At 38.6% G+C, this 12,925-nt stretch carries 11 protein-coding genes; 1 reads left to right on the top strand and 10 read right to left on the bottom strand.

Annotated elements, in window-relative coordinates; all coding sequences use genetic code 11:
• Window positions 1–155: 155 nt before the first annotated feature.
• A complete protein-coding gene (locus SJY23_RS04255) occupies window positions 156–710 on the top strand; it encodes a CvpA family protein (protein ID WP_396597576.1) in 555 nt (184 codons plus the stop codon).
• A gap of 54 nt (window positions 711–764) precedes the next feature.
• Here SJY23_RS04255 and SJY23_RS04250 read toward each other — a convergent pair whose 3' ends face one another.
• From SJY23_RS04250 to SJY23_RS04205, 10 genes are all read right to left on the bottom strand, one after another.
• Complete coding sequence (locus SJY23_RS04250) at window positions 765–2,642, bottom strand: SulP family inorganic anion transporter (RefSeq protein WP_396597575.1); 1,878 nt, start codon at window positions 2,640–2,642, stop codon at window positions 765–767.
• A gap of 146 nt (window positions 2,643–2,788) precedes the next feature.
• Window positions 2,789–3,415 (bottom strand): carbonic anhydrase family protein, encoded by a 627-nt coding sequence (locus SJY23_RS04245; RefSeq protein WP_035335307.1) that lies wholly within the window; start codon window positions 3,413–3,415, stop codon window positions 2,789–2,791.
• Between the two features lie 3 nt (window positions 3,416–3,418).
• Window positions 3,419–4,996 (bottom strand): SulP family inorganic anion transporter, encoded by a 1,578-nt coding sequence (locus SJY23_RS04240; RefSeq protein ID WP_396597574.1) that lies wholly within the window; start codon window positions 4,994–4,996, stop codon window positions 3,419–3,421.
• Window positions 4,997–5,119: 123 nt separating this feature from the next.
• The gene (locus SJY23_RS04235; RefSeq protein WP_396597573.1) at window positions 5,120–5,419 is read right to left on the bottom strand and encodes a hypothetical protein; all 300 of its coding nucleotides are present in this window, start codon (window positions 5,417–5,419) and stop codon (window positions 5,120–5,122) included.
• Window positions 5,420–5,657: 238 nt separating this feature from the next.
• A complete protein-coding gene (locus tag SJY23_RS04230) occupies window positions 5,658–6,422 on the bottom strand; it encodes a tetratricopeptide repeat protein (RefSeq protein ID WP_396597572.1) in 765 nt (254 codons plus the stop codon).
• Window position 6,423: 1 nt separating this feature from the next.
• Complete coding sequence (locus SJY23_RS04225; RefSeq protein WP_396597571.1) at window positions 6,424–8,187, bottom strand: BatD family protein; 1,764 nt, start codon at window positions 8,185–8,187, stop codon at window positions 6,424–6,426.
• On the bottom strand, window positions 8,187–9,125 hold the full coding sequence (locus SJY23_RS04220; RefSeq protein WP_396597570.1) for a tetratricopeptide repeat protein: 939 nt from the start codon (window positions 9,123–9,125) through the stop codon (window positions 8,187–8,189). Before SJY23_RS04220 ends, SJY23_RS04225 begins: the two co-directional genes overlap by 1 nt.
• Window positions 9,126–9,178: 53 nt before the next feature.
• Window positions 9,179–10,213 (bottom strand): VWA domain-containing protein, encoded by a 1,035-nt coding sequence (locus SJY23_RS04215; RefSeq protein ID WP_396597569.1) that lies wholly within the window; start codon window positions 10,211–10,213, stop codon window positions 9,179–9,181.
• A 28-nt stretch (window positions 10,214–10,241) separates the two neighbouring features.
• Window positions 10,242–11,246 (bottom strand): VWA domain-containing protein, encoded by a 1,005-nt coding sequence (locus SJY23_RS04210; RefSeq protein ID WP_396597568.1) that lies wholly within the window; start codon window positions 11,244–11,246, stop codon window positions 10,242–10,244.
• Window positions 11,246–12,910 (bottom strand): hypothetical protein, encoded by a 1,665-nt coding sequence (locus tag SJY23_RS04205; protein ID WP_396597567.1) that lies wholly within the window; start codon window positions 12,908–12,910, stop codon window positions 11,246–11,248. Before SJY23_RS04205 ends, SJY23_RS04210 begins: the two co-directional genes overlap by 1 nt.
• Window positions 12,911–12,925 lie beyond the last annotated feature (15 nt).

Genomic DNA, 12,925 nt, shown 5'->3' with positions numbered 1-12,925 from the left:
TCCCGCAGTTGTGATCCTATTTTATTAAGAAAATAATGATGGGTCTTACAAGTTAAGATATCCATCAAGTGTAAGATAACAAAGATACAATGCGTAGGTGAGCTACTTGCACAATATCAAAATTCATTAATCTGTAAAAAACTTATCTTAGCCATATGAACACAATAGACATCGTTTTTGGGATCATTTTGATTCTAGGTTTAGTACAAGGGATACGTAAAGGCTTTTTTGTAGAACTTGCCTCACTGGTAGGTCTTATTGCAGGTATTTATGGAGCCATACATTTCTCATATTATGTGGCAGACTGGCTTGTTGAGAAAACGGCGTGGGGAGAGCAAATTATAAAGCTTACCTCATTTGCAATAACATTTGTAATTATTATTTTGGTTGTCTCGCTCGCAGGAAAACTGCTTACTAAAGTTGCAAATTTTGCAATGCTAGGTATTGTAAATAAGCTACTAGGCGCTGCATTTGCGGTTATAAAATTTGCCTTTTTACTAAGTGTGGTTCTTATGTTTATAGATGCAGCAGACCGCCAGATAAGTCTCATAGGTGATGATAATAAAGAAGAGTCTATTTTATATCCTATCGTACAGCCACTTGCTCCTGCATTACTTCCGGCAATTATAAAAACTGCCAAAGACGAGGATATCTATAACCCAGATAAAGAAAAAGAGCCGACTGAAACAGACGACTCTTCTAGTATTTAGCAATATTGATAGTTACGCTTTCGCGAAAGCGTAATTACTCCCCACATCATCTATTTAATATCTGTCTTTTACCTGCGTGTTAAGAGAATTGATGCACTCTTCAAAAGTGTCATAAACCTCTGTTTCTGGTATTAACTCAGGGATGATTTTAATACGTTCTAGCATATACTTAGGCTGTTTTCTAAGGCCTACAATATGCACATTAATTCCGCCTTGGTTAAGTTGGAGAATCGTGTCTTCTATCGCATATACACCAGACTGATCTACATAAGGTACACGCCCCATACGCAAGATAACATCTGATGCTGTTGCAGGAATTTGCTTAGTAAGTGCAGAAAAGTCACTCGTATACCCAAAGAATAACGGCCCACGAAGGTGCTTTATAAATACCTCCTCCTTGAGATGATCTGGAAAAATAAGTTCATCACTCCATAATACTTTATTCTTTTCGGCGGCGCGTAGGTCAAAAACTTTAGACTGTCTAGCGGTGAAGTTACCCATCTTCTTCATAAACATAAGACACGATAACACAAGACCAATTCCTACTGCAGCCACTAGGTCCCACACTACAGATAGCACAAGCACCACAAGCATTATAATTACCTCAGAACTTAGTTTAATAGGACCCATCTTTAAATCCTTAGGAAGGTTAGGGATGGCTTTAAGACCTTTGTAATCCATCACTCCTATACCTACGGTAATGAGTATACCTGCAAGTACTGCTGCTGGTATTTGTGAAGCGATAGGGCCTAGGGCTAGGAGTATAAAAAGGAGTAATACACCAGCAATCATTCCTGATAACTTGGTTTTACCACCAGAGTTAATATTTACTACCGTCCTTATGGTTGCTCCTGCTCCAGGAATCCCGCCAAAGAACGAAGCAATAGTGTTACCTATACCTTGGCCTATAAGTTCTTTGTTAGGCTTATGTCTAGTCTTCGTCATATTATCGGCTACAACAGAGGTAAGCAGCGAATCTATTGCTCCAAGAAACGAAAGCGACAGTGCCGTGAGTATATATGGGGATATGATGCTAAACTTAAAATCTGTTATAATAGAAAGCTTAGGTACGGGAAACCCACTTGGGATTTCTTGAATTGCTCGGTATTCAAAAGGTGCAACATATGCTACTCCAGACACTACGAGCAGAGCGACAAGCGTACTAGGTACAACGGTTGTTATGCGTTTAAAACCGTAAATAATAAAAATCGTGGCAAGCGCTAGCGCAAGCTCTATCCAGTTTATGTTTTGCAAGGCGCGTCCCATTACTTTAAAAGTACCTACCACCCCAGAAGAAGATGCTTTTGCAAGAGTTACGGCCTCCTTGTAAATGTCGGTATCGTCTGTAAGTTTTGCTCTGCGTATGGTTTCTTCAAAGTTTTCTAAAACCAGAAGACCTTCACCTGCTTCGTCTTGTAAAATCTTATCGAGCACAATTTCTTGCGCCTGTGGTTTAAAACTATCTACATAACTTTCATCTTGATTAGGATAATACCCCACAGCTGGTAAAAGTTGCGTGATAAGAATCATCACACCTATAGCGGTCATAAATCCAGATACAACAGGGTAGGGGATGTATTTTATGTATTTACCTATGCCCATTACTCCCAGTACAATCTGGAAGAGACCTGCAAGTAAAAATACGGTGAGTATAGCCGGTAGTGCCTTATCTACATCGCCATCAAAAGTTGCAATAATACCCGCGATAACCACCATACTCACTGCGGTCATAGGGGCAGTAGGTCCAGAGATTTGAGTAGGAGTTCCTCCAAAAAGTGCAGCAAAAAATGCTATAAAAATAGCACCATATAATCCGGCACTTGGCCCAAGTCCAGAAGACACACCAAAGGCGAGTGCTAGTGGTAAGGCTACAATACCTGCTGTAATTCCTCCAAAGGCATCGCCTTTAAGGTGTTTAAAGAAGTTTTTCATAATGGTTAGGTTGGTGTCAAAATAGAAAGTTAATTCTTTGCATAAAAATAGGGTGGCTTCTTAACGGAACCACCCTACTAATTTAACATTTTAGTTTGTATGAAGCGTATACTGTTATTAGTTACGCTTTCGCGAAAGCGGTTTTACTACATAAATGTAACTCTACCGTCAGTTATATCATACATAGCGCCTACAATCTTGATTTCGCCATCTTTTTCCATCTCATTTAAAACAACACTTCTAGATCGGATGTTATCAATAGCAATTTTTACATTTTCACGAGAAACTGTGTCTACAAAGTCTAAGTTTGCAGAGGTTCTCATACTTTCCTCTTTAGGTTCTTTTACAGCTGCTACGGCAGGCTCAATTTTATTAATAAGAGCCGTAAGGTTTCCTAATCTTACGTGGTCACAAGCACCTTTTACAGCACCACAACTTGTGTGTCCTAAAACGACGAGAAGTTTTGTGCCTGCTACTTTACAAGCAAACTCCATACTCCCTAGTATATCTTCGTTTATAAAATTTCCTGCAATTCGAATACTAAAGATATCTCCGAGACCTTGATCAAAAACTAACTCTGCAGATACTCTAGAATCTATACAACTTAAGATAGTTGCAAACGGATACTGTCCGTCAGAAGTGTCATTTACTTGCTCTAGTAAATTACGATTTGCTTTTAAATTTTTTAAAAAACGTTCATTTCCTTCTTGTAAAAATTCTAATGCGGTATCAGGCGTCATTTTTGCCTGTGTAATTTTTGTGTGTGCTTTCATAATTTATGCTGTTTTAGGTCTTAGTTTAAAGAATTCAATATAACTAGGTGGGTTCTCTACAATACCACGTTCTGAGATAAGCTTGATGTTGATGTTTCGGCTCTTTGCTTTAAGAGCAAAATCTTCTAGTATCTCTATAATATCGTTATCTAAGAATCTCGTTTTACGTACATCTAGTTCAAGGTAAGAGTTTTGTGGAAGGTTGTCAAGTTCCTTTAATATAGCTCCTTTGTTAAAGAAAGTAACCTCCTCGGCAAGGGTCATTTTCATTTTTTGAGAACCGTTACTTATATCTTCTTTGTTTAAGAAGTGCGAGTTCTTGTAACTCTTGTAAAGTACCACTACGATACCTACGGCAAGACCAAGTCCTATACCCCATAATAGATCGATAAAGAAGATACCTACTACGGTTACAATAAATGGCACAAATTGTTTCCATCCTGCTTTCCACATTGCTTTAAAAGTAGCTGGTTTTGCAAGTTTATACCCTACAATAAGTAATATAGCCGCAAGTACAGAAAGAGGTATTTTGTTAAGTAAGGTAGGGATTAGAATCACAGAGATTAATAATAAAAAACCGTGTATAATAGCTGCCATCTTTGTCTTACCACCAGACTGTATGTTTGCAGATGATCTTACGATTACTTGTGTTACTGGTAGTCCTCCTATCATACCAGATAAAATGTTACCTGTACCTTGAGCAAGAAGCTCTCTGTTAGTAGGTGTTACTCTTTTTTCTGGATCTAGTTTATCTGTTGCTTCTACACATAGAAGTGTCTCAAGACTCGCAACAAGTGCTATAGTAAATGCTGTTACCCATATAGCTGGGTTTGTAATTGCGCCAAAGTTTGGAAAAGCAAATTGCCCTATAAAGCTGTCTACACTATCTGGTACAGGTACACTCACTAAGTGCTCTGCACTAATAGCATAATCTGTTCCCATTGTGCTTACATAATAGATGATCCCAACGGCTACGGCAACAAGAGGTCCTTGTACTAGCTGGAAAAACTTTCCTTTTTTAGAAAGCACGTTGCTCCATAAAATAAGAATAGCGAGTGCAATAACTCCTATAAGTGTAGCTCCTATACTTATAGAGCCTGCGATGTTTCCTAGTTCAGATAAGGTGTTTTCTCCATCCATTTGCGAGAAAGCAAAGTCTCCCTCAGGATCTGCATCATACCCAAAAAAGTGAGGAATTTGCTTGAAAATAATAATAATACCTATACCCGTAAGCATTCCCTTAATTACAGAAGACGGAAAGTAATAGCCAATAATTCCTGCTTTTAAGAATCCAAAAACAAGCTGTATCACACCTCCTAATACTACGGCTACCAAGAAGTTTTCATAACCTCCTAGAGCGCCAATAGCAGTAAGTACAATGGCAGCCAGTCCTGCTGCAGGACCACTTACACCTATTTGAGAGCCACTCAAGGCTCCTACTACAATACCTCCTATAATACCGGCGATAAGACCAGAAAATAGTGGAGCGCCACTGGCAAGTGCAATACCAAGACATAATGGTAAAGCAACAAAAAATACAACGACACTAGCGGGTAAGTCGTTTTTTAAATATTTGAACATAATTAATAATTTGAACACTTCTATTAAGGTAGAGGTGCAGTTTTAAAATAAAAATTTGGGTTTGCTTACGCGAAAATGAAACGTAAGATTACGCCTCTACAAGTACCTGATAAAGAGCCAGGATTAAAGTAAACTATAGTCCGGCGGTGGAATATTAATATCTTGGGTATGATCATAAGTGCTCATGAAGTAGGAATAGCTACACAGATCTGCAGTTTCATCCACTTCAATCGAGTATAAAACAAGGTCGCTTAAGAATTTTTCATACTCTTCAAGCTCTTTCTTGGTCTCGCTTTTCTCTTCTTCAATGTCTTGTACGACTTCAATATCTGCTTCATTATCAAGTAGCGCAAGAAATGCTGGTCCCAAAATTGAGAAGGACAGCGTGAGCGCTAGTGAATACAGAGTAAAAGCCTTAAGCATTGTTTAATTTAATTAATGATAAAGATAAATAAATTTAATACCTCTTAAAAGATAGATATAGTTTTTATAAATCACATGCGTGTTTCTATGGAAAATTCTGATAAACGAATTTTTACTTTAGATAAGTAACGACAAAAGACAGCTATTATATCTCTAGGTAAAATTTACTATGCATGTTTCATACAACCTATCTCTGCTGAGAAGGGTTTTGCAAATAGATGTAGAAGTAGGTGTTGTTTTACAATTCCCTAATGTCTGTAGTGGGAATCCAACCAGTTCTTCCGTCTGCGAGAAGTATTTTTCTCCAATTGTCTACAGTTTCAAGTACCATTACTTTAGTGCCTTCATGCAATAAAAATGCTTCTTGACTTGATAAAGTAGGCTCTCCTTTTACTTGGGATTCTTTGGCAAAAACGATGGCTGGGTTATCCTTGGATATTTTCGCGAAAGCGGAATAAGCAAACAGCAAAGAACATATAGCAAGCACGAGACTAACTAATGACGACACAAATAATGCGCGCTTCTTAGTGGAACTAGCGGTAAAGTAGTATCCTAAAAATAGTAATGTACAGAGTATAACAAAAATCACCGTGGTGTATGCCCACCCGTCTGTTGTGAGTAGTGTAAGGACGCTATTGTACCAGGTTTTAAAGGTGTTTTCTGGTAGCGGGGTGATAGCGTCTATGGTCATCTTCTCTGCAAAAGATGCGTTATTTTTTATCTCTTGATCTGCAGGAGCTAGTTGCTTTGCTTTCTCATAATAATAGATGCTTGGAGCAACATTGTTGAGTTTAAAATGTGCGTTTGCTAGATTATAATAAATAGCAGCGCTTTCTTGATTTGCGTCTAGTACCTTTCCGTAAGCATCTATCGCTTCTTGAAACTGCCCATTTGCATAATGACTATTGCCTTGCTCAAAAAGTTGTTCTGGTGTTTGTGCAGTGGTAAAAATGGCCGTTAGCATAAAAACGGTCACTACGAGATAATTATTTAAGTTTCTCATGTTACAGTTGTTTATCTAAAGTGCTTATTACTCGTACAGCTTTATCATAATCTTGCTGCATGGCTACATCACCAGTAGGAGTGTATCTTGCAAACTCACAGCTTTCTAATAAGCTTATGAACTCTATAGTAGTAGCTTTTTCTACATTTCTCTCCTCTAGGAGTCTTGTGATGCGGTCTTTAGACATCTCACTAGTAGTAATGTTTAGCTTTGCTTTGAGATAGTTATGCAGTGCCCGTTCCATTGCGATATAAAACTCTTTCTGGTTACCTAGATTTTTCTTTGCTGTACTTAAAAATTTGCGAGCTAGCTTGTCTGCTTTTCTAATTCTATTTCCTGTGACATCACTGGCATAAGCATCTCGCTTTTTACGAACAATCATCGCAAGCGGAATCAAAAGAAAAGGAACAATTACTAATGTCCAGAACGTATTACTTTTAAAAAACTGTTCCTTTAAAACAGGAGTTAAGTTGGCTTTTGTCTTAATATATTGAAACTGATTTTGAGCAGCAACTGCTTCTTCACCACTTGGAGCATTGCTATCTGTGGCTGCCGAATTTTCTAAAGGTCCATTACTTACAGTAACAACGATATCATCAGATGTGAGACGCTCGTATGTTTTAGTCTTAGGGTTAAAATAAGAAAAAGAGAGTGGTGGTATTGGATAGGTACCCTTAAATTGAGGAACTACCGTGTACGTATTTTTTTTCATACCACTCATCCCTGCCAGATTAGTGCGTATTCGGTCGCCATTTTCTGGTTCGTATACTTCTAGGGAGCTTGGTAATTTAGGTTCTGGGAGCTCAAAAAGTTTTAAGTTTCCTTTTCCTTTTACTTCAACACTCATCTGTAATGCTTCGCCAGCATCAAGTGAGTCTTTATCTGTAGTAACGGCAAATTCAAATTCTCCTACGGCTCCACCAAAATACTCGGGTTTCCCCGCTTCTGGCAGTGGTTTTACATTTACAGTTCTCTTTGCAGCACTTACTGTAATATTTGCACTTTTACTGAGTGGTCTCCCAAAGATATCTCTTCGATTAGTAGGCACACTCACGGCCACGCTGAGGCTAAGGGGTTCTATCTCTAGCTTTCCTGTTTTTTGAGGGTAGAGCACAGTACGTCTTAAGATAACATATCTATATGGTTTCCCTTGGTAGGTGCCATCGTATATTTTAAACTGTTTCTCATCTGCACTTTGATTCCAGAAATCGGCAAATTTTGGTGATTCAATTTCGCGCCAATTGTTTACAGATGTAGTTTCAGAGACGTAAAGTTTATATACTACCGTAAAGGCTTCATTGAGGTAAGGGCTTGTTTTTGAAACTTCGGCTACCAGATGTACATTTTCTTTGGCTAGGTAGGTAGGGTCATTTGGGTCTTTAGGTATTTCTACAGCGGCAGTGACTACTACAGGTACTGCAGGTGACTTATAAACCTGGCCATCTACAGTTATTTCTGCTTGGCCTATTTCTAAATTCCCCTGCCTTGTAGGGGTTAAGAAATAAGAAAATGTTTTTGAAAAACTACCTTTCCCATTAATATACTGCCTGCTTGTAGTCTGGCTAGGACCACCCACCACAGTAAAACCATCAAAATCTGGTGACTTAAAGTTGTCGCCATCTTGATTCATGGTAAAATCTACACGTAAACGTTCGTTTACGCCTAGTCTGTTTTTACTCAGTTTTGCGTTAAACTGTACATCTTGTGCAACGGTTGTTATTGTTGCGAGTAAGAATAGAATTAGTATGTTTAATTTCATCTTCATTACCAGTCTTTCTCTGTTTTGACTTTAGCACCTTTTACCTTCTGTGCGTTCATCTTTTCTTGGGTTTTCTTCTCTTGATCCTGCATAGCTTTTAGTAAGCTTTGCACTTGTTGAGGTGATAACTGTCCTTGTTTAGGCTGTGGTGGAGGTTGTTTTTTATCTTCTTCACCCTCGCCACCATCTTGCTTTTTATCCTTGTCTTCAGGCTTTCCATTGTCATCTTCCTTCTTTTCTCCATCATCCTCTTTTTCCTCTCCTTTATCATCGGTTTCATCTTTGTCACCATCTTCTCCTTCTTTCTTATCTCCGTCGCCTTCTTCGTTTTCCTTCTTCTCGTCTTCTTTTTTGTCCTCGTCTTGATCTTCCTTGTCGTCGTTATCACTACCGCCGCCACCGTCGTTTTCCTTTTCTTTTTTGGCTAGTTGGAGATTGTAACGAGTTTCTTCATCTGTAGGGTCTGCACGCAACGCATTTTTATAAGCCTCTACTGCGCCATCCCATTGCTTTTGTTGGAATAAAGCATTCCCAAGATTGTGAAACGCTTTATGTTTCTCTTTCTTAGTTTGAGCAACTGCAGTGGCTTTAACCAGCGCATCTGTGCTTTCTTCCCATCTTTTGTTCTTGTAGTAATTGTTACCCGCATTATACTTTGCTGGAACACTCTCTGGTGTCAATGAAATTGCTGCTCTTAAATTTGATTCCGCTTTCGCGAAAGCGTTAAAATCAACCACGCCACCTTCTTGATTAACCATAGCTTCTGTTCCTTCTACAATGAGCTCTCGAGCTTGATCTGCGTAAGGATTTTTTATGGCTACAGCTTTCTTGTCTTGGGCTGTTGTGGTAAACGAAAGGAGCAAGGCAACTATAAAAAGTATGTCCTTAGCACCTTGTAAAGGAGCCATCGTTATGTGTGATATGTTAGTTATAAACTGTTTCATTGTACATTTCACTATTACTTCACTCTTGTTATGGAGTGGATTGGTGAGGATGTTTAATTATCGTTGAATAGGTTTAGTTTTTTAAGCCAACTAGTCTTACGGTCTAGTAAAAAGATGTCTAAAAACAATAGTAATAATCCAGCTCCTAAAAACCATTGAAACTGATCTTCAAAGTCTGCAAATTGCTTTGCCTCAAACTCTTTCTTATCCATTCCGTTGAGCAAATTCTGTACCGTTTCTACTACCGTGGCAGTATTGCTCCCATCAATATATTCCCCATTTGCTCCCGAGGCAATCTCTTTTAATGTGGTGTCATCTAGACGAGTAATTACAGTCTCGCCATTTTGATCTTTTTTATAAGACTGTACGATACCATTTCGTTTTAATGGAATAGGGCCACCTTCTTGTTTACCCACACCTATTGTAAATATGCGGATACCTTCATAGTTTGCTTGCTCTGCTATATTAGAAGATTCACCTACGTGATCTTCACCGTCAGAAATGATAAATAATACTCTATTGGTTTGTTCTTCGTCGTTATAGTAGGTTTTGGCAAGTTCTATGGCTTCACCTATAGCTGTTCCTTGACTAGATAGCATATCTGTGTTCATCTGGCTTAAGAAGAGTTTTGCACTGCTATAATCTGTCGTGATAGGTAGCTGTGGGTAAGCACTGCCAGCATATGCGATGATACCTATACGATCACTGCCTAGATTATTAATAATCTGAGTAACGAGTTGTTTTGATTTTTCTATTCGATTAGGAGCGATATCCTCTGCAAGCATAGATTTTGATACATCTATGGCAAACACAACATCTACACCTTCTCTTTTTACCGTTTCTAGTTTAGTTCCTATTTTAGGATTTACAAGCCCTACGACTAGAAATAATATGGCAAAACATACTACCAAGACTTTAAGACCAGTCTTAAAGTAAGACCTGTTTGGACTTAGTTTCTTAAGTAACTTAGCATTGGCAAATTTCTTCTGTGCACTGCGTTGCCAAATAATTACACCCAGATACAAGAGTATCACCGCCGGAATAGCGAGCAGTAACCAAAACCATATTTTTTCTTCTAATAGATACATAGTTGCTTTCTTGAAGCGCTATTTATATTTAAACAAAACTCTTGAAGACTGTATATTTCAACAGTAATTCTATGAGTAGTAGTAACCCAGCAAGTAAAACCAGCGGGCGATATTTTTCTTCGTAGTTCGTGTATTTGAACTCCTCTACATCTGTACGTTCAAGCTTATCTATCTCATTATAGATTTCTTGTAGCTTCTCATTATTAGTTGCTCTAAAATATTGCCCACCTGTAGTAGCTGCAATTTCTTCTAGTAGCTCCTCATCAATAGTTACTTGGATATTCTCATACACAAATGTTCCATTGGCATTACGAGCGTACGGTGATAATGCCATCCCGTTTGTTCCCATCCCGATGGTATAAACTTTAATTCCAAACTCTTGAGCAAGTTCTGCAGCAATACGAGGGTCTATTTGCCCTGCATTATTCTCACCGTCTGTCATTAAAATAATAACCTTACTCAGTGCCTTACTGTCTTTAAGGCGGTTTACACCCGTAGCAAGACCCATACCTATAGCAGTTCCTCCTTCTATAATGTTATTGTATTCAATGCTTTTAAGGGCGCTAAGTACAATGCTTTTATCACTGGTAATAGGAGTTTTTGTAAAACTCTCCCCTGCATACTCTATAAGACCTATACGATCATTAGGGCGTCCATTTATAAAGCTGGCCGCTACTTTTTTAAGAGCTTCTAGTCTATTAGGGCGCAAATCTTTTGCAAGCATACTGGCAGATACGTCTATTGCGATTACAATATCAATACCCTTTGTAGTCTTTGTCTTAGTAGATACCTCTACATTACGAGGCCTTGCTAGTGCGATGATTATTAAGCTTAATGCAGCAAGGCGTAATATGAATAATAACGGTCTAAGCTTAGGTAGTAAGCTGCTTCCAGTTTTAAAACCTTTGATGCTTGAAAGCTTTACCGCTGGGGTTTGCTTCTTGCGTTTCCATATGTACCAAGCAATGGCAACTGGCAGTGCTAGAAACAGCCAGAAAAACTCAGGATTAGTAAATTCAAAATTGCTTAGCATTAGTTCTCTTCTTTTTCTTTAGCCTGGAGTTCGATACTTTGCATCACGCGCTCTGCGATTTCTTTTCCGTAGGGATCTTCATCGTGCCAACTAATAAATAGTTGCTGAATCACATTTTCTGCTTGAAATGTTATGAACGCATACTCTCCAGCATCTACAGTTCCTTTTTCTTGATCAATTACTTGAGATCCACTACCAAAAGTTTTGATACCTTCTGCACCATTCGGTGTTGCAAACTTCTCACTCTTAAGAATATCTGCAGAGAATCCATTTGCTTCAAACATAGCAAGCTGGCTAGATATTAGTTGTTCCACTTTTACGTCGGCTCCTTTTGGGAACTTAAATTGGTACACACCAATTGTCACATTTGCAGGAAACGTTTGCCATCCAAATGCCGTTGCTTCAATCTTTCCTTGAGCCTCTGGTGGTAATGGAACTTCTTGACGTGTAAGAACTTTTGGCGTACTTACTACCATAGAAGGGATACCATATTCACTCGTGATCCAGTTACCTTCGGCAAGCTCTCTTGTCATGTTTCCAAAAACAAAATCCTTCACTTCACTATATCCTTTAACAGCGATACCTATTCCTGTAGCTAGTAGTAAAATTGCGAGGATACCGCCTATTCCAGAAAGCCAAAGTTTCCTTTTACGCTTTCGCGAAAGCGCCTCTCTATAATCCTCCTGCATCATTAATTCCTCAACAGTAGGAGGTGGTAATGCTTCTCTGGTTTGTTTTACAATATCTTCTACAGCAAGTCTATCTGCTTGTGCCTTTCCTTCTGGCGGATTCACACGCGCAAATTTTACAAGGTCTGCACGTTTAAAAATATCTTTTATACTAGCGATAGTATGCTTGCTGAAATCTATGTGACCACTAGCACGTTCCATCTCAAGACGGGCAATAAGCTCGTCTGTGGTGCTTTCCATAGAGCGGTCATACACCTTTTCTTCATAATAGCGGCGTATAGCGTCTGTGAGTACAGAGTAGTATTCTTTGTATTTAGCTTCGGCAATAAGGTTTTTACTATCTAGCTCTGTAAGCGTAGCCATCGCCTGCTCAAAAGGAGGAATGTATTGCTCTGCTTCTTTTTGTTTCTTGTTACGACGTAATAACCACCATAAGAATAATGAAATCGCTACCACTACTGGTATAATCCATAACAGATATTTCCACCAGTTGCTGTAGTCTCTTGGTAGTTCTATGATAGGTTTAATGTCATATAATCCTTGATTTACGGTATCAAGAATCACATTGTTTACTTCAACAAGAAAGGTGTCTGTCTCAACCGTTCTTGTGCCTATAATTACTTTTTGTTTAGGGATTACATAGCGACCACTGTCAAACTGTGTCAGGCCATATTTCTTTATAAGCTTCATCCTAGCAGAGGTAGAACTTGCTGTATCAATTGCGTAACTCTCAATAACCTCCAGCGGACTAAAAGTCTGCCCTTCTGGAAAAATAACAGCTTCACCATCATTTGCAAGCGCCTCAATGGTGTAATTGATTTGCTGGCCTATAAGAATATTTGTAGAATCTATTTTTGCACGTACATCATCTTGCGCTCGAACCTGAAGTGAAAGAATAAATAGCAATAAGAATAACGATAACGCACGAAGAATCGCATTCTTAGGAGTTGTTATGTATGTTATGTTGTTATTCATTAATTGTTGTCATCT

The organism is Dokdonia sp. R86516 (assembly GCF_044596715.1).
Classification (GTDB): Bacteria; Bacteroidota; Bacteroidia; order Flavobacteriales; family Flavobacteriaceae; genus Dokdonia.
This window is presented reverse-complemented; position numbering and strand designations above follow the sequence as displayed.